Here is a 17475-nt window from a genome sequence, read left to right on the forward strand (position 1 = left end):
CACTGTCGTCTCTTTTTTGCATTTCACCTCAAAGACTGTGATTATATACAGGCTTATTCTGCAAAAAGGGGCCTGTCCGTGATCAATACCCTGCACATCCAAAACTACCGCTCGATCCGCGAGATGTCGCTGGAGCTGGAGCAGCTCAACATCGTCTTCGGGCCAAACGGCACCGGGAAATCGAATATCTACAAGGCGATCCACCTGATGCACAGCGCCGCGCAGGGACAGTTTTCCCAGGCGCTGGCGAACGAAGGCGGCATTCTGAAGGTGTTCTGGGCAGGCAAAACCCGCAGCGACCAGCTGCGGCGGATGAATCTGGCAGTGGAAACAGAGGCCTACGAATACGAGCTGCAGGTCGGGTTTGTGGAGAGGCTGCCTTATCCCTCGCAGTTTCAGCTCGACCCGGTGATTAAAGAGGAGTCCATCTGGCTGAGCGGCCAGCATCGACGCCCATCGTCACAGCTGATGAAGCGTAAGAATCAGGCCGTGTTTCTGAATAACGTGCATCACGAGAAGGTGACCCACAGCGGCACGCTGTACGAGAACGAATCGGTCTTCGGACAGCTCGGCGAACCGCATCTTTACCCGGAAGTGTCGCAGATGCGCGAGTCCCTGCGTAACTGGCGCTTTTACCATGAGTTTTCTGTATCAATCGGCTCGGCGATGCGCGCCCCGCAGGTCGGCTTCCGCTCTCCGGTGCTGGCCAGCGACGGTGCCAACCTGGCGGCCGCGTTTCAGACCATCGTGGAGATTGGCGACGAGCTGCTGCTGATGCGCATCCTTGACCAGGCGTTCCCCGGCTGCGTGTTTTACAGCGACAACACCGGCGGACGCTTCCGGATGATGATGCAGCGCGAGGGGCTCAGCAGGCCGCTGGAACCGGCGGAGTTCTCTGACGGCACCCTGCGCTTTCTGTGCCTGGCGGTGGCCTTGCTCAGCCCGCGCCCTCCGGCGTTTATCGCGTTGAACGAGCCGGAAAACAGCCTGCACCCGCAGATGCTGCCCGCGCTGGCGAGCTTAATCGCCGAGGCCAGCCGCTACTCGCAGATCTGGCTCACCAGCCACTCGCCGGAGCTGGCGAAGTTGATTGAGAAGCAGCGGTCGTTTTCGCTGTATCAGCTGTCGATGGCGGAGGGGGAGACGCGGGTGGAGAAGCTGGGGTAAACGCCGGGTGGCGCTGCGCTTACCCGGCCTACAAACGAGTCCGAAACGTCTTACGCCACTCCGCCGGGCTGACCCCAAAACGCGCCTTAAACTGCTGTCGCCAGGTGACGGCGGAATTAAACCCCACCATCTCGGCCACGCTTTCAACGGGCATATTTCCGGCTTCAAGCAGGATCTGGCTACGCCGCAGGCGTTCGGCGGTAAGCCAGTCAGCGACGCTCATCCCCGTGGCTTTAATAAAATGACGGGTCAGCGTGCGGCGGCTCATCGAAACCACCTCCGCAAGCGAGTCCAGGCTATGCGGTTCGGTGATGTGCTGCTGCAGGTAGTCGATCAGGCAGTTAATGCGTCCGTCGCGGGTATCTTTGGGTACCGGCTGGGCGATGAACTGCGCCTGACCGCCCTCGCGGTGGGGCGGTACAATCATCCGGCGGGCAATCTGGTTGGCAACCACGCTGCCAAAGCGCTGGCGAATAATATACAGGCAGCAGTCCAGCGCGGCGGCGGTTCCGGCGGAGGTGATGATATTGCCGTCATCCACGTAAAGGGCATTAATATCCAGCTGAACGTTAGGAAAGAGCGACTGAAACTGGCGTTCGAACTCCCAGTGGGTAGCCGCTCGTTTACCGTCGAGGATCCCCGCATAGGCCAGCACAAATGACCCCAGACACAGCCCGACAATTTCCGCGCCGCTGTCTCTTGCCTGCACCAGGCTGTCGAGCAGCGTCTGGGGCGGCCGTTCAAGGACGTGCTGCCAGTAAGGCACGACAACGATATCGGCCTGCCCGAGAGCAGAATAATCCTGCGTGGCGTTGAGGGAAAATCCGTCTTTTGAAGTGAGAAAACCCGGCGTTTCGGCGCAGATCGTCACGTTAAAGCGCTTTTCGCCGGAGACCGATTCGCCAAACAGAATGCAGGGAACGGAGTAGTGAAACGGGCTGAACCCGTCTACCGCGACAATCGCGACGTTGATTAGCGACATCGGTCCCTCCTTTCCCTTTAACACACTCAGAATATAACGGTTTCACCGTCCTCGGGAATACTCACCGCATCACTTACCTGGTTGGCTTCGACGTACTCACGCAGCGCGCTGCGGGTCAGCAGGCAGTGGTTAATCGCCTCCATATGGCTCGCCACAATGTTGGCCTGCGGCAGCAGGAAATGGACGTTAAGCACATCCTCCTGGCCCATAATGATAGGCCCAAAACCAATGACGTGGGCATAGCCCGCGTTCAGCACCACCACATCCGGCTGATGTTTTTGCAGATCGGCCGCCACCTCATCGCGCCAGATCGTATCTCCTGCAAGATAGAGCGTCTTCTCATCGGGATGGCGCAGCACCACGCCGCAGGCTTCGCCCAGCCGCTCCGCCAGTTCGGGCACGGCGTAAGCGCGATCGGTACCGTGCTGGCCGCCGTGGGTTTTTGTAATCTGAATATCGCCGAAGGTGGTCGCATCGGTCATGACCGTCAGGTTGCTAAACCCCTGGCTGCGCAGCAGCGCGGCGTCACGATCGTTTTGCACGTAGATCGGTTTGTCTTTGGCGATCAGCTCTACCGCTGCGCGATCCCAGTGATCGTCATGAGTATGGGTGACAATCACCGCGTCGGCGTCCAGCAGCGTGTTGACGTCAACGGGGAGTTCGACCGTCGGGTTGCGGCGTTCGGCATGCGCCGTGCCGGGGAAGCCCGGATAAGCGCCCTTTGGCGCCAGCATCGGGTCGATTAAAAGACGTTTGCCGGCGAAGGTAATCAGCTGGGTGGCGTTGCGAATGTGGGTAATGTTCATGGGCTATCCTCCGGTGGGTGTGATAAGGAGGATAGCCCGCCGCCACGGGCCCCGCTGTGGGTTTAAGGGCGATTACCGATGGAATCGGGCCAATTTAAAACCGGTTTTTTCGGGAAGATCGTTTACCAGCCCGGAACCGCCCCGCCGTTAAAGATCGTCTCCGCCGCTTTCGCCACTTCCGGCGACTGATACGACTGGATAAATTCCTTCACGTTCTCCGCGTCTTTGTTGTCTTCGCGCGTCACCACGATGTTCACGTACGGCGAATTTTTGTCTTCAATAAAGACGCCGTCATGCACCGGCGACAGCCCGGTTTGCTGGATATAGGTGGTGCTGATGATAGCAACATCCACTTTCGGGTCGTCCAGCACGCGCGGCAGCTGCGCTCCTTCCAGCTCCATAATTTTCAGCTTTTTCGGGTTGGCGGTAATGTCCAGCACCGTCGGCAACAGCCCGGTGTCAGGCTTCAGGGCGATGAGCTTCTCCTTTTGCAGCAGCAACAGCGCGCGGCCAAGGTTGGTCGGGTCGTTTGGAATCGCGATGGTCGCGCCGTCCTTCAGATCCGAGACGGATTTGATTTTGCGGGAATAGCCCGCCATCGGGAACACGAAGGTGTTCGCCACGGCAACCAGCTTGTAGCCATGCGCCTTATTATCCTCAGCGAGGAACGGGCGGTGCTGGAAGACGTTAGCATCCAGCTCTCCCTGGTTGGTGGCATCGTTAGGCAACAGCGAGCCGCTGAAGCCCACCAGCTCAACGTCCAGGCCATATTTCTCTTTCGCCACCTTTTTGGCGACTTCCGCCACGTCCTGCTCGGCGCCGTTGATGACGCCGACTTTAATGTGTTTGGCATCGCTGCCGTGTTGATCGCACCCTGCCAGCAGCAGGCCAGCCAGTACCAAAGCACCCAATCGACGTTTCACAAGACAGTTCCTTTTGCTAAATGTTGTAGTGAATATATCGACAACGAGGCGGTGGAATAAAAACCGAAAAAGAATCAATAAGAACGAAAGGTTATATAAAAATAAAAAACACAAGAAACATATAATACATTTTGCAGATTATAAGAAAAGCCCAAATACAATCACGAGGATAAAAAAACCAGCACAACTTATTCATGACTTTTATAAATCAATATCAACAATAATTAAAACATTCAGACATAGAAATCAAGTTGACATATCTCAATTTTTTGTGAATCAATAACCTTTAAGATCCCAAACTCATAGTTCAATACGAAAACATCCATGTTACAATTGAATTGGCTTAGGGAAATAGAAATGAAAGACCAAGAAATACATCAATTTACATCTATAAGTGAAATAGTAAAAAAAAGAGGTCGGAAAGCAGGGAGATTACCTTTCAGCAATAATTTAAACATATCACAGATATGCCGTAGCACTAATAATCAACATATACGTTATATGACAATAAACATACCCGAGGATGTGATGTCCAAGGCGCGATTCAAAAAAGGAGATCGCGTTGACATAGCTTTTACTGACAATGGTGTTTTCTGGCGCTTAAAAGTCGTACCCAATGGAGAGCAAGGTTATAGCATTACAACACCATCAAATAATTCAAAGCGAGGGCAACTTAGATTGACTTGGTGTGAAGGTATACCACTTCTTGGTAATGACATTAAAATTAAAAAGGCACGTGCAATTGCGGTTGAGAAAACAATGAGAGTATCACCCGCTGAAATAATATTTGAGCTTGGAGAAGTTATTATAGAAGATAAAGCAGAAGCTTAAATTAAAATGTTCAATTTTTAAGCGACCTGTTTGTTAAAAAGGTCGCTTCTATTTAACTTGTTGGTAAAATTCTTTAAGAGCAAGCTACTGCACCAGTCTGAATGAACGATCGTTAGTCACAATCGTCATCCGACGACTGATCACATGTGTAGCAATCCGCTGATCCAGATCGTTTATGATTTTTCCACTCTTTTCTATTACAGCACGGAGTTCACCGTATGTTGTGGCGGCGTCATTGTTCCAGTCACAAACCGTAATGGTATTGAAGAACACCTTTCAGTTTACTGCTTTTCTTCCTGTCAGCACTATACGGCAATTCCGCATCGGTAATGCTTTAGATATAAATTTTTCCTGTAACCATACACGTCATCCTGCTCACAGCCTTCGGGTGTCTTTTAAACAAGCGACTCACAATATTCATATCTAGCATGTGTCTCATGAGCATGCTCCATCCAGAGAACCTCTTGTCGTAACTCTCTAATTGTATTGCTTCTTGCTCAAAACGTATCTGGTAGGTCCGTATCTACCAGCATATGGAGAAAATTATTCCAGCTCTTAGCCTGAACAATTCTTCTCGTCAAAACGACATTACTCTCCTCATCACACCGGATATAAACGCTTTCCTTATAAAATGCGAACTCAGCAAGCAAAATTACGGCTTGATTCCGCCCCTTTTTGAATAGTTTTGCTGTTCGTTCCATAGCACTATCTATTCTTTATTTGAACAGATCAAAGCATGCGCCAGAGCCTGAAAAAAAGACAAGCAATACGCTTCAAATTAGGAAAGCGACTCGCAATAAATAGCTGAATCCATAATCACCACAGCGGCATTAAAGGGGCTTCGCCAGGTAATGTCGCTGCATGCCCGGATACGGATAATCCTGCAAAGACATCTGCAGCTGGTAACCCTGTTTTTCATAGAACGGGCGCGCCTGGAAGCTGGCGGTATCCACCAGCGCATGCTTGCAGCCTTTGCGTCTGGCTTCATTTTCCGCCGTTTTGATAAGCTGGCTGCCGACGCCGGATCCGCGCACGGTCTCGCTGACCCACAGAAAATCAATATTCAGCCAGTCGCCTTTACGCACGCCGATCAACCCTCCCAACATCACGCCCTTTTCGTCTCGTACGTAAACGCCGATGTCGCCGCTAAAGTTCGTCAGATCGAGGAACTGTCCGTTATAGGATCTCAGGCCAACCAGTAACTCTTCTTTTTCCTGCGGCGTGACGGCGTCAGTGATGCTCAAGTGCATATTTTTTCTCCTTGTTTTCGATGCCGTTTCACTATCTCACACACGAGGCGTGGAGAAAATTCATACTTTCGACTGGCGTCGCTACACTGAATGTAACGATACATTTCATGAGAAGCCTGTGACGTCTTAAGGGGGTTATTGATGAAAGCTGCGCACCTGGTCTGCCTGCTGGTTTGTCTGCTCTTCGCCGCGTTTGTCCATGCCCAGGAAAAAGAGGATCCGGCGAAAGAGGCGCAGATAAAGCAGCAGGTCCTTAAAGATATTAAGAAAACCTGTACGCCGCAGAAAAAGCAGAGCGATAAAGCCTGGCAGGAGATGATTTTGTCATCCGAGGCCAATCAGCTGCTGATCAAAAATGCCGTTACCGCCGTCAAGCGCGACAACCTCGATGCCTACTGGGCGGCGGTTGGTCAGGTGGATTGTATGGAAGATTATTAAGGGTTAGGCGCAGGCTTCTCGCCGGGTGGCGCTGCGCTTACCCGGCCTACGGTTTTGAGTGGGCCAGGGTGAGGGCATCAGGCCGCTGACAACCATGCTATGCTGTTGACCGGATTAACGACAACGCATAGCAGGGGAGAACATGGGTTCCACACGTAAAGGGATGCTGAACGTCCTGATCGCCGCCGTTTTATGGGGCAGTTCAGGAGTTTGTGCGCAGTACATCATGGAGAAAAGCCACATCTCTTCACCTTACCTGACCATGGTTCGCCTGCTGTTTACCGGCGTGATCCTGCTGACGCTTTCCTTCGTTCACGGCGACAAGATTTTCTCTGTCATCAAACATCGCAAAGACGCCCTCAGCCTGCTGTTTTTCTCGCTGGTCGGCGCGCTCACCGTGCAGCTCACCTTCCTGCTGACGATTGAAAAATCCAACGCGGCGACCGCTACCGTGCTGCAGTTCCTGTCGCCGACCATCATTGTAGCGTGGTTTGCCCTGGCGCGAAAAAAGCGCCCCGGCGTGTTTGTGCTGTCGGCCATTTTGACGTCTCTGATTGGCACTTTCCTGCTGGTCACCCACGGCGATCCAACCTCGCTCTCCATTTCGCCTGCCGCGCTGTTCTTCGGCATCGCCTCGGCGTTTGCCGCCGCATTTTACACCACCTACCCGTCAACATTGATCGCCCGCTACGGCACGCTGCCGATTGTCGGCTGGAGCATGTTGATTGCCGGACTGATGCTGACGCCGTTCTACGCCGGGCGCGGAACCACTTTCGTGATTGACGGCGGCCTGCTGCTGGCGTTTTTCTACCTGGTGGTGATCGGTACCGCGCTGACGTTCAGCCTGTACCTTAAAGGCGCGCAGATGATCGGCGGGCCGAAGGCGAGCATTTTGAGCTGCGCCGAGCCGCTGAGCAGCGCATTACTGTCGGTGGTTTTGCTGGGCGTGGCGTTCACCGTGCCGGACTGGCTGGGAACGCTGCTGATTGTGTCGTCGGTGGTGTTGATTTCGATGGATTCAAGAAGACGGGTGAAAGCCCCGGCCTAGCCTGATGCCCTCACCCCAGCCCTCTCCCACGGGAGAGGGAGAAAAGCATTACTTCGCCTTTACCTTCCCCGCCACCAGCAGCGCCGTCAGCAGCATCAGCGTACCGGAAATCACCAGCGGTGACGTCAGTCCAAGGTGGTCGAGCGCCACGCCGCCAATGGCCGCGCCACAGGTGTTCGCCAGCTGGATCACCGCCACCTGAATCGACCCGGCTTTTTCCGCCTGATCGGCGAGCGAGCGGGTGATCCACGTCGACCAGCCCACCGGCACCAGCGCAAAGGCAAAGCCCCAGACAATCGCAATCGCTGACGCAACCCACTTGTCGCTGCCCCACAGCACCAGTACCGTAGCGCTTGCCGCCAGCACCAGCGGCGCCCCCGCCAGCGCCACCTTCAGGGAGCGCTTGAGGAACTGCGACGACAGCGAGGTGCCGACAAAGCTGGCAATGCCGAAGCTCAGGAGCACCAGCGTCAGGCCATCCACGTCAAATCCCGCCATGGTCATAAAGACCGGGCGGATGTAGGTAAAGAAGGCAAACTGCCCGGCAAAGGACATGAAGATAGCGGTCATCCCCGCCAGCACGCCGGGACGCTTCAGCAACGCGAACATGTTCTGTTTGTGGTGTGCCGCTTCGCCCGGGAGCGACGGCAGCGCTTTCCACACCCACATGATGCAGAGCAGGCCCATCACCGCCGCCGCGTTAAAGACGTTACGCCAGCCGATAATCCCCCCGAGGAAGCTGCCCAGCGGCGCGGCAATCACCAGCGCGATAGAGACCGCGCCGAAGATAACTGACAGCGCTTTCGGCACCGTACGCGCGGGCACCAGGCGCATGGTCAGCGAGGCGGACATCGCCCAGAAGCCGCCGAGCCCCAGCCCCAGACAGGCGCGCCCCAGCAGCAGCAGGGTAAAGCTTTCCGCGAAGGAGACCAGCAGGCAGGAGAGCGTCAGCAGCACGCTGAACAGAATGACCACTTTACGGCGGTCGATAGTGCCAATCACCTGGGTGATAAACAGGCTGGCGAACATTGCGACAAACGCGGTCACGGTAACGGACTGCCCCGCCACGCCTTCGGAAATACCGAGATCCTGCGCCATCGGCGTCAGCAGGCTCACCGGCAGAAACTCAACGGTGATCAGGCAAGCAACGCAGAACGCCACGGCAAAAACCGCCGACCAGTTGGGGCGAGAAACCTCGCTGGTCTGTGGTCTGGTCGAGGGCTGGATATGTTCTGTCATGGCATCACCTGAAGATAAAAACGTGCGGAAAAGTCGCGCAGTTTATCATCAAAAGTGTGACGGATTTAACGTTTAGACAACTTTTGTGGCGTTTTATGGCGGAGAGGGGTATTTACGGCCCGCAGGAATAGCGGCCTGCCTGCATTGATACCTTTTCAGCATAACGAAAATGAAAATTCAGTATCCACATTTGAGGTGAAACAATCATAGCGTCTGAAAAGGAGGAACGATGAAAACACGTACTTTATCTCAACATCTTACCGTAAGTTCTATTGGCTATGGTGCCATGGGGCTGAGCGAGTTTTACGGGCAAACAAATGACAATGCGTCCCTGGAAGTGTTGCACAAGCTCATTGATCTGAACGTAACGTTTATTGATACCGCGAACCTCTACGGTCGTGGTCACAACGAACGGCTGATCGGCCACTTTCTTGCCGGGCTGGATAAAAGCACTCGCGAGCAGTTTAAAATTGCCACGAAATGCGGTATTGACCGCTCGCCTGACGAGTCCTATGCCCGCACAATCAATAACACACCCGATTATATTACCCGTTGCTGTAACGAATCCCTCAAGCGGCTTGGCGTTGAACGCATCGATCTCTTTTACCTGCACAGAGTCAGCAACGAAACGCCCGTTGAAGAGAGCATGGAGTGCCTGAGCGCGCTCGTTAAGGAAGGCAAAATTAATCACGTTGGCCTTTGTGAAGTGTCGGCTGCCACGCTACAGCGAGCCCATGCGGTACATCCGGTCACTGCGCTGCAAACCGAATATTCGCTGTGGACGCGTGATATTGAGGATACCGTTCTGCCGGTTGTGAAAGCGTTGGGTATCGGTCTGGTCCCTTACTCTCCTCTGGGCAGGGGCTTCCTGACAGGAAAATACCTCAGCAACAACGATTTTGCAGACGGTGATTTCCGCAAGAATAATGCGCGTTTTATTCAGTCCAGTCTTGATCATAATCGCCAGCTTCTTGATGCCATTGCCCCGCTTGCGCAGAAATACGACTGCACTACAGGGCAAATTGCCCTGGCCTGGCTGCTGGCGCAATACGATAAGCTGGTCCCCATTCCGGGCACTAAGCACACCCGTTACCTGGCTGAGAATGCCCATGCGGCTGACGTTGTTCTGGAAAAAAGCGATGTTGAATCGCTGAACAATATTCATCGGAAGATAGAAATTAAAGGGGAACGCTATTCTGCAGAGGGAATGAAGGGTGTGAACGCCTGATACCTCATCATGAAATAAAAAAACCGGGTAAACCCGGTTTTTTTATTTCTACATATACGCCGTGCCGTTAGCGATAAACGCTCAACGCGACACCTTCCCCACCGCCTACGCACAGTGCGGCGACGCCACGCTTGCCGTCGTTACGGACCAGGGAATGAACCAGCGTCACCAAAATCCGGCAGCCAGATGCGCCTATCGCATGCCCAAGCGCGATGGCCCCGCCGTAAGGATTGATACGATCCGGGGAAATCCCAGCCTGCTGAATCACCGCCAGCGCCTGGGCGGCAAACGCTTCGTTGGATTCAAGGTGATCGATATCCTCAGGCTTCCATCCCGAGCGGGAAAGACAGTCGGCAATGGCATGAATCGGGGCTGCGCCCATTAATGCCGGCTGGATACCGGAATTGGTAAAAACGCCCAGCGAAGCCAGAACCGGCAAGCCACGCGCTTCGGCGGTATCACGCGTACAAAGCAGTACCGCAGCGGCACCGTCATTCAGCGATGACGCATTTCCCGCCGTCACCGTTCCCTCTTTTCGGAAGACAGGCCTCAGCTTCGTCAATTTTTCAATACTGGTTGCACGCGGCCCTTCATCCCTTTCCACGCTAATCGTTTCGCCTTTTCGCGTCAGCCACTCAACCGGAACAATTTCGCGCTCAAAAATGCCGCGCGCCTGCGCTTCAAGCGCATTGTGGTGAGAGATAAGGGCATACTCATCCTGCATTTCGCGGCTGATACCAAATTCCGTCGCGACATTCTCAGCGGTGATACCCATATGATAATCGTTGAAGGCATCCCAGAGCCCGTCAGAAACCAGGCTATCTTTGAGAGTGATATCACCCAGCCGTGTTCCGCTACGTGACGTCATGGCGATATGCGGCGCGTTGGACATACTCTCCTGACCTCCGGCGATAACAAATTCAGCCTCACCCGTCTGAAGCGCCTGCATGCCCAGATGGACCGCCTTTAGCCCCGAACCACACACTTTATTGATTGTCAGACATTGCGTTTCTACCGATAATCCGGCACTCAGGGCCGACTGCCGGGCCGGATTTTGACCGCAACCCGCAGTAAGTACCTGCCCCATAATGACCTGAGAGATATCACCGGCCTCTACGCCAGATTCTTTCAGGAGCGCCTGAATGACCCGGCTTCCCAAATCAGAAGCGGAATGCTCAGCAAGTGCGCCCTGAAATGCGCCCGTCGCCGTGCGGCGGGCTGCAATAATGACAACCTCTCTCATGCGTCCCCCCCTTTCAGTCCTGGCAAGGTATGACCCGTCGCGGCCATTGCCGCCCGGTATGCAGTAAGACCATTCATACAGGCGGGAACACCAGCATACACCGCCATCTGTATCACGATTTCAAGCAGCTCTTCCGGCGTCACGCCTGTGTTGAGCGCGCCTCTCATATGCAGTTCCAGCTGCGGCATGGCATTGCCCAGCGTCACAAGCGAGGCGACGGTCAGCATTTCGCGCGTTTTGAGATCCAGTCCCGGACGCCCCACCACATCCCCGAACGCATAGTCGGTAATCAGGGCGGGCAGCCCCGGGTCCAGCTCGCTCAGGCGGCGGGTGACTTTATCCGCAAGTCCCGCTTCAAGACGGTCCATAATCTCTCTGCCATAGCGCGTGCGGTCATTAATTTGACTCATAAGATTTCTCCAGAGGGGACTGTTTTGCGGTCAACGTTGCAGGAATAACCGCGACAAGCAGAACGGACAGGCCGATGGCCGTGCCGGCGACGATATACAGGAGCGGCATTGAAAATGCTGAAACCATCCAGGCACCGACCGACGCGCCGATACCAATCGCGGTATTGAAAAACGAAACGTAGATTGCGGAGGCCGGGAAAGCTTTATCCTCAGCCATACGTAAAACCCAGGTCTGGAAGCCGACAAATATTCCGGACACGGCAACGCCCCAGACAATCATGCTGATAAATATCAGCGCAGCAGAGAGCGAAGCGCCTGACAGGCCCAGGAACAGCAGCACTGCACAGATCAGCAGTACAGACAAAGAGACCGTCAGCTTGAGATACTTATCAATCAACACGCCGGTCAGAAAATTACCGGCAAGACCCGCGATGCCGTAAACAAAAAGCACAGCGGGAATAAACGCGGTGGACAGTAAACTCTGCGTGTGTAGCCAGGGTTCAATGTACGTAAAGGCGGCAAAGTGGGCCGTAACGGCCAGCAGGGTAGCGGAGTAAATTTTCCACAAGGTAGATGATTTCAGCACGCCTTTAAGCGCATCCAGGCCTAGCGCACTTTTGCTGGTGATCTGGGGAACAAGAACGCTAATACCCACAAAGGCAATTACGCTGAGCGCGGCCATCAGCCAAAATGCCTGCCGCCAGCCGAAGTGAATACCAATGTAGTTGGATACCGGTACGCCAAAAACGCTTGCTGCAGAGACGCCACCAAATACGATTGACGTCGCCGCCCCAATATATCTGGCAGGAACGATAGCAACCGCCGTTGCGCCGATCATCGCCCAGAATGCACCGTGAGCAAGCGCACCCAACACTCGGGCGCTAAGCAGCATGCTGTAGGTGTTTACCGTCGCGGCCATGATGTTGGAGATCAGAAGCACCACGGTGAGCACGAGTAAAAGCCGCTTCTTGGCAACATTGCCTAAAAAAACGGAGGCAAACAACGCACTCAACGCCCCCACCCAGGCATAAAGCGACACGGTCATGCCCACCGCGGATTCTGAAGACTGTAGCCCCTCTGCGATTGGCGTTAATAATCCGACGGGTGCCAGTTCAGTAGTGACAATAGTAAACGTTGAAATAGCCAGAATGAATAACGCAAGCCATGACCTTAACGTCATATTTTGCGGGGAGAGTTCTGAAGTCATACTACTTACCTCAATAATGGTTTAAATAATGTGCCAATTTTTTTCTGCTGCATATCGGGTAAGCGCGGAATGCTCTCCCACACAGACGGGATGCCCGATGGCTTCGAGCATTGGAATATCCGAAACATCGTCACCGTAGGCATAACAATCCGCCGGGTTAATCTCCTTATCCCGGCAAAACGTTATAAGCGCATCTTTTTTACCCGCGCCAATTGTTTGCGGCTGGCCGATTTCACCCGTTAACTCACCTGCTTCATTTATTATGACCGGTGCACAGAATACATCCGTTACCCCAAGGTATTTCGCAATGGGTGACAGAATCGGAAGCATAGAGCCCGATATAAATACGGTGTACATGTTCTGGCTCTGATGGTCTTTAAGTGCTGAAACGGCACTCTCAATAAAAAATTCGTTTTCCAGCTTACGCCTGAACCATTCCTCGCCCATTTCGTCCAGATAACGACAAGATACACCTTTAAACTGGCGATAATAATCTCGGTTCAGCGTCTCCCTTGGTACACCGTTTTTTACGTCAGCGCGAAAGCGAGACATAAAGCGTTGAAGACGATCGTGTTGATTATTTTCCCTGCACCAGAAATCATAGAAATCAAACATACTTTTAATATTTATAAGCGTCTCATCAACGTCAAAAAATGCGGCGTGTTTACGCAAAACCTATTCCTCGTAGTTTTTTCTTCGGCTCTTAACCGGGAAATCTTTATCCGTACCAGACACACCTGCATCCGCCCAGCGGGAAGGCGAAATTTCAGAAACCACCACGGAGATTTTATCCAGCGGTGCACCTGTATTTTTGTGTACGGCAAACGTAATATCTTCCTGAAGACTGATGATTTGATTTTCATCTTTCGTCGGCCAGGTCATCACATGAACAAACGGCATACTTTTCTCACTCTATAGTTGTAAATTCATCGAAGGAACGGCCTTTAAGTTTTAAATGGGCATGGATATCGCCTCCAAGACCGTAAAAACCAATTGCACCGCCGTAGCTCTGGCGCGAGCTCATATAAAGTACGACCACGTTAATAATTCTGTTTCCTTTCCTCTCCGGCGCCGGAAAAGGATCGGTTAACTCTGCCCAATATTCGGCATTACCTTCGCTATCGGTTATAAATACGTTGGGTATGCCGAGCGGGCCAGGCCTGCTCGGCGCCTCAGAGGCTAAATCGTTTTCCCTGAGACTCATCACGGTATAAACGCTATCCGGAACAAGACTCCGGAACGAAAACGTGAACCTTGCTCGCTTCTTGTCTTCGGACAACGTGACGTCAAAAATGCCCTCTGCCTCAAGCCAGGCAGCGAGGGTAACAGGCTGGATGTCTCGTTTTCCATCGCTGCTGCGATAATCCGCAATATAGCCGTCATGAAGCGGCACGCTCGGCCGCATTTCATTATTGGCCTGCGGCCGCTGTTCCGGTGCGAAAATCATCCGGTAGTTGTTCATCGGAATGGGTAAAGGGAGCGTATGAAGAATGATCTCCTTCAAGGCATCCTGAGGCATTTTTTCTATATCACACAGAATGTTATAGGGTGCGATTTCCCCAAATGCCGGGAGCGCGCTGTCCGGTGAGACAATGACGCTTCGCCACTGCAGGCCGTTATCCCCGGGCACCATGCCAACCACGACAAAATTACCCTTCCCGTCCATGACCTCCGCAGGGGGGTAAAGCGGCCCCTGCGTGGTCGCAGCCAGACGGTATTTCTGGCTACGTGATTCAGGCATGCGTTACCCCCTGAGCCGCCCCTTGCTGCTGAACGATGGTCGCCTGCATGGCAACCTCAGCCAGAGATTTTTCTTTCTCTGTAATCAGGGCGGAAGGATAGACGGTGAACGACACATCCATTGTCGCGCAAAGCGTTTGGTGCTGCGTGACGCGAACCTGAGCCTTGAAACGCCCCCGGCGGTCATTAATATCTTTTTCAAGAAATTCAAAGTGGACCAGCGCCGGTAAAGGGAACAGGAAACTGGCAAAATTGATTGCCATGCTATTAATGACGTAATAGCGCCCGCTTTCCTGCTGGTAAATAAATTCCTCGGTGACGCCGATAAAGGCCTGTCGGCTGGCTTCAACCAGCAGCATTCCCTGAATATGCTGGCCCGTCTGGTGATCCGCCATCAATTCGCAACGTTCGTCGATCAACAAAGGCATAGCATAAAGATCGGGATTATGCTCAGCCTGTTCAGCAGGACCTATAAGTACGTTCTGTTCTAGCTTTTTATGGCAATGTGCATTTTTTTTGTCGCTAACCAGTTTTTCCAGAGAGCACATTTTAAGTTTATTACCATGAACTGCATTTCTTGCCTGGTTTGAAATTACTTTTCCGGCAAAATCTTTGCGCACGCCCTGACCAACAATAATTTCGTGTTCTTTATCAATAATATTCGCAGGGATCTGAGTCAATAATTCAAGCTGAGATATAGTCAATACATCTTTACCGTTGGCAAATTCATTAAATTTATCGCCAACAACAACCAATTTTTTACAGTTCATTCAGTGTTCCTCAACAACAGCAAGCACGGTAGATGCGCGTATAAAGGCCGTCATTGCCGCCAGTAATAAAGTTGTCGCCGGCTTGCTGAATGATTTCCTGGTAACGTGCATTGGTAAATGCTTCTTTATATGCTGCTTTATCACCGTTGAATGAGGAGATAAACATTACACCCGGAACACCACTGATCAGAGAATGAAACGCTTCGAAACTTTCAATCTTATCTTTGTTATCTCTTACCACATTAAAAATGGTTTCATCGCGCCACTGACGGTACTGCTGATAGTTATGCGCTGGCACTTCAACGTGACGAAGCTGGATATAATTTGATTCTGGTAAATTCTTTTTATTATCGATCGGGGATTCAACAAATTTAAGTAATTCGCGACGAATATCGGCAGAAAGAACATCCGAGAAACGATGGAACATGGATTCCATTTCACTCTCAACCCACGCAATTTCTTTAATGTCATTGAACGCGCGCAGTTCCAGCAATTCATTAATGCCGTTTTCTTCACAGGAATAGTAGCGAACGTTTTCATTGCTTTTTAATGAATTAAATTCTTTTTCAGAAAAAGTATTTTTTAATGGGAAGCGTGATACCAGTACATATTTAGACGACATAATTACTCCGAATATTGATTGAGTGAGGATTCGCATAGAAATTTATCAATACAGGAAACAATTGGAATTGTTAAATTTGTAATATATTTTTTGTATTACTGTTAAAACAGGTTTTGCTGCCCGCATTTAGCGTGTAATATCAAAATCGAAAAAAGACTAAATACCTTTTCGCATTCAGGACTCACGTATGGCCACAGCAGAACATTTAATCAGCAATAACCTGCCCAGTATCAAACAATTACAATGCTTTCTTGCTGTTGCACATGAACTGAATTTCCGTAAAGCTGCCGAACGTCTACGCATGACTCAACCGCCATTGACGCGCCAGATAAAGTGCCTTGAAGCGGTTCTGAAACGTCAGTTGTTCAGCCGCAGCACGCATGACGTTAGCCTCACTGAAGCAGGTCGTGCGCTGGTTGTTCAGGCAGAAAAAATCCTTAAAGACATCAGTAATCTAAAAGAAGATCCTCTCTCTTCTGAAACGAGCCTGCGTATCGGTCTCACGCGGACGCTTAATTTTGAATATATTGAACCCGTGAACACCCAGCTTCAAAAAATGAACGCGGGAGATGATGTCGAAACGCCGGATCTGACGTCAGCGCAACTGCTGCAAAGCTTGTCTAAAAATATGCTGGATCTGGTGCTAACCGGGGAAAAAGGGACAGGCCATGAAGATATTGTTCAGTACCGGTGGGTCTGCCAGGAGCCGTTACTCATCGCAATGCCCTCTTTACACCCAGCAAGTCTCAAAGAGAAAGTCTCCCTCGAAGATATCAGTGATTTACCCATATTCTGGTTTTCCAGAAGTGCAAACCCTTCATTCTACGACAAATGCGAAAGCTACTTTGAGACGCTGAAAACGCCGCTGAAGCGGATAAAAGAGCCGGATGATACCCTTGTGATGCTAAGCCGTATCGCAAGAGGGAAAGGATTTGCGCTACTGCCTCAGTCGAAATGCACCTTTAATCAGGAAGGACTTTGCTACCGTGAACTCACGGACGCGGAGGCAAAAAGGTTAAACATAGATATCTATGCCGCCACCCGCCTCAATGAAAATAGAGAGGAGATTCTGAACGCTCAGAATGTGTTATGCGGGAAAATGCCTTAATGCAGATAAAACACACCCTCTTCCGGCAGGAAGAGCTGGTTGTAGCGTAGCTGGAAGGCATTCAGCTCCTGCGGATCGGGCTCCATCTCGCGCATAAAGCCGAGCGCCAGACGAATCTGCGCATCGGTGATGGGCGCGGCCAGGCGGGCTTTACGCAGCAGGCGGTGCCACGTGTGCAGGTTCTCTTCGCTGCCGTCGACAATGCAGACTTGCCAGATGAGCAGCACCTGCGCGGCGTTTTGCAGATGCGCCTCGTCCGGCCGCTCAAGGTAGCGGATAAACTCATTGCCCGGCGTTTTACCGAACTGATCGATCATCGACTCGACCGGCATCGGGGTGATGCCCAGCCGCTCGCTTAAACGTTTGATGGCGCGGCGGGAATCTGAGGTCAGGACGCGAAATCCCACCACAAAGACCACGGCAAGCGTTGCCAGCATTATCCAGACCATGCGTTCTCCTTAGA

Annotated in this window: 20 protein-coding genes; 6 read left to right on the forward strand and 14 right to left on the reverse strand. The window is 52.3% G+C overall.

All coding sequences use genetic code 11. The features are described 5' to 3' along the window. Nucleotides 1-78 precede the first annotated feature (78 nt). Entirely contained in the window at nucleotides 79-1167 is a 1089-nt protein-coding gene (locus tag ACMWKK_RS08470; protein ID WP_112780017.1) for an AAA family ATPase, read from the forward strand. A 28-nt stretch (nucleotides 1168-1195) separates the two neighbouring features. Here ACMWKK_RS08470 and ACMWKK_RS08475 read toward each other — a convergent pair whose 3' ends face one another. The 3 genes from ACMWKK_RS08475 to nlpA all read right to left on the reverse strand — a co-directional run bounded on the left by ACMWKK_RS08475 (nucleotide 1196) and on the right by nlpA (nucleotide 3878). Continuing rightward, on the reverse strand, nucleotides 1196-2149 hold the full coding sequence (locus ACMWKK_RS08475) for a GlxA family transcriptional regulator (RefSeq protein ID WP_112780016.1): 954 nt from the start codon (nucleotides 2147-2149) through the stop codon (nucleotides 1196-1198). A 26-nt stretch (nucleotides 2150-2175) separates the two neighbouring features. Next, nucleotides 2176-2955 carry an MBL fold metallo-hydrolase gene (locus ACMWKK_RS08480; RefSeq protein WP_045328628.1) on the reverse strand — a complete coding sequence of 260 codons (780 nt, stop codon included), beginning with the start codon at nucleotides 2953-2955 and terminating at the stop codon, nucleotides 2176-2178. A gap of 122 nt (nucleotides 2956-3077) precedes the next feature. Continuing rightward, the gene (gene nlpA / locus ACMWKK_RS08485) at nucleotides 3078-3878 is read right to left on the reverse strand and encodes a lipoprotein NlpA (RefSeq protein WP_112780015.1); all 801 of its coding nucleotides are present in this window, start codon (nucleotides 3876-3878) and stop codon (nucleotides 3078-3080) included. Nucleotides 3879-4235: 357 nt separating this feature from the next. On the opposite strand from nlpA, the gene ACMWKK_RS08490 reads away from it, so the two are divergent. Continuing rightward, the gene (locus tag ACMWKK_RS08490; protein WP_139156877.1) at nucleotides 4236-4709 is read left to right on the forward strand and encodes a hypothetical protein; all 474 of its coding nucleotides are present in this window, start codon (nucleotides 4236-4238) and stop codon (nucleotides 4707-4709) included. Between the two features lie 830 nt (nucleotides 4710-5539). On the opposite strand, the gene ACMWKK_RS08495 is transcribed toward ACMWKK_RS08490, so the two are convergent. Continuing rightward, a complete protein-coding gene (locus ACMWKK_RS08495) occupies nucleotides 5540-5959 on the reverse strand; it encodes a GNAT family N-acetyltransferase (protein WP_112780014.1) in 420 nt (139 codons plus the stop codon). Between the two features lie 141 nt (nucleotides 5960-6100). On the opposite strand from ACMWKK_RS08495, the gene ACMWKK_RS08500 reads away from it, so the two are divergent. Beyond that, on the forward strand, nucleotides 6101-6397 hold the full coding sequence (locus ACMWKK_RS08500) for a YicS family protein (protein ID WP_045328632.1): 297 nt from the start codon (nucleotides 6101-6103) through the stop codon (nucleotides 6395-6397). A 142-nt stretch (nucleotides 6398-6539) separates the two neighbouring features. Next, complete coding sequence (locus tag ACMWKK_RS08505; RefSeq protein WP_112780013.1) at nucleotides 6540-7445, forward strand: EamA family transporter; 906 nt, start codon at nucleotides 6540-6542, stop codon at nucleotides 7443-7445. Nucleotides 7446-7493: 48 nt separating this feature from the next. Here the strand turns inward: ACMWKK_RS08505 and nepI are convergent, their stop codons facing one another. Further along, nucleotides 7494-8684, reverse strand: coding sequence for a purine ribonucleoside efflux pump NepI (gene nepI / locus ACMWKK_RS08510; protein WP_045328635.1), 1191 nt, complete (start codon nucleotides 8682-8684; stop codon nucleotides 7494-7496). Nucleotides 8685-8913: 229 nt separating this feature from the next. Between nepI and ACMWKK_RS08515 the strand changes: the two genes are divergently transcribed. Then, entirely contained in the window at nucleotides 8914-9912 is a 999-nt protein-coding gene (locus ACMWKK_RS08515) for an aldo/keto reductase (RefSeq protein WP_045328637.1), read from the forward strand. A 67-nt stretch (nucleotides 9913-9979) separates the two neighbouring features. On the opposite strand, the gene ACMWKK_RS08520 is transcribed toward ACMWKK_RS08515, so the two are convergent. The 8 genes from ACMWKK_RS08520 to ACMWKK_RS08555 are packed head-to-tail and all read right to left on the reverse strand — an operon-like array spanning nucleotide 9980 to nucleotide 15904. Continuing rightward, nucleotides 9980-11155, reverse strand: a complete 1176-nt coding sequence (locus ACMWKK_RS08520) for an acetyl-CoA C-acetyltransferase (RefSeq protein ID WP_112780012.1) — start codon at nucleotides 11153-11155, stop codon at nucleotides 9980-9982. Then, complete coding sequence (locus ACMWKK_RS08525; RefSeq protein ID WP_023333965.1) at nucleotides 11152-11565, reverse strand: carboxymuconolactone decarboxylase family protein; 414 nt, start codon at nucleotides 11563-11565, stop codon at nucleotides 11152-11154. The genes ACMWKK_RS08520 and ACMWKK_RS08525 overlap by 4 nt, the downstream gene beginning before the upstream one ends. Beyond that, the gene (locus ACMWKK_RS08530; RefSeq protein WP_112780011.1) at nucleotides 11552-12772 is read right to left on the reverse strand and encodes an MFS transporter; all 1221 of its coding nucleotides are present in this window, start codon (nucleotides 12770-12772) and stop codon (nucleotides 11552-11554) included. The genes ACMWKK_RS08525 and ACMWKK_RS08530 overlap by 14 nt, the downstream gene beginning before the upstream one ends. Nucleotides 12773-12793: 21 nt before the next feature. Further along, nucleotides 12794-13444 carry an HAD family hydrolase gene (locus tag ACMWKK_RS08535; RefSeq protein WP_112780010.1) on the reverse strand — a complete coding sequence of 217 codons (651 nt, stop codon included), beginning with the start codon at nucleotides 13442-13444 and terminating at the stop codon, nucleotides 12794-12796. Between the two features lie 3 nt (nucleotides 13445-13447). Continuing rightward, nucleotides 13448-13672 carry a 2-hydroxymuconate tautomerase gene (locus ACMWKK_RS08540; RefSeq protein ID WP_045328645.1) on the reverse strand — a complete coding sequence of 75 codons (225 nt, stop codon included), beginning with the start codon at nucleotides 13670-13672 and terminating at the stop codon, nucleotides 13448-13450. 7 nt (nucleotides 13673-13679) lie between these two features. After that, nucleotides 13680-14513: a hypothetical protein gene (locus ACMWKK_RS08545; RefSeq protein ID WP_045328646.1), complete on the reverse strand. Its 834-nt coding sequence runs from the start codon at nucleotides 14511-14513 to the stop codon at nucleotides 13680-13682. Further along, a complete protein-coding gene (locus ACMWKK_RS08550; protein ID WP_045328648.1) occupies nucleotides 14506-15282 on the reverse strand; it encodes an AfsA-related hotdog domain-containing protein in 777 nt (258 codons plus the stop codon). The genes ACMWKK_RS08545 and ACMWKK_RS08550 overlap by 8 nt, the downstream gene beginning before the upstream one ends. Nucleotides 15283-15292: 10 nt before the next feature. After that, nucleotides 15293-15904 carry a hypothetical protein gene (locus ACMWKK_RS08555; protein WP_045328650.1) on the reverse strand — a complete coding sequence of 204 codons (612 nt, stop codon included), beginning with the start codon at nucleotides 15902-15904 and terminating at the stop codon, nucleotides 15293-15295. 187 nt (nucleotides 15905-16091) lie between these two features. Here ACMWKK_RS08555 and ACMWKK_RS08560 point away from each other — a divergent pair, with 187 nt between their 5' ends. Next, nucleotides 16092-17012: a LysR family transcriptional regulator gene (locus tag ACMWKK_RS08560; RefSeq protein WP_045328652.1), complete on the forward strand. Its 921-nt coding sequence runs from the start codon at nucleotides 16092-16094 to the stop codon at nucleotides 17010-17012. On the opposite strand, the gene ACMWKK_RS08565 is transcribed toward ACMWKK_RS08560, so the two are convergent. Beyond that, nucleotides 17009-17461: a DUF1198 domain-containing protein gene (locus ACMWKK_RS08565; protein ID WP_008500140.1), complete on the reverse strand. Its 453-nt coding sequence runs from the start codon at nucleotides 17459-17461 to the stop codon at nucleotides 17009-17011. The two genes, ACMWKK_RS08560 and ACMWKK_RS08565, sit on opposite strands and share 4 nt — an antisense overlap. Nucleotides 17462-17475: the final 14 nt, after the last annotated feature.

The sequence above is a fragment of the Enterobacter sp. 01-M-03-SI-ECC genome, assembly GCF_047530215.1.
Lineage (GTDB): Bacteria > Pseudomonadota > Gammaproteobacteria > Enterobacterales > Enterobacteriaceae > Enterobacter > Enterobacter chengduensis.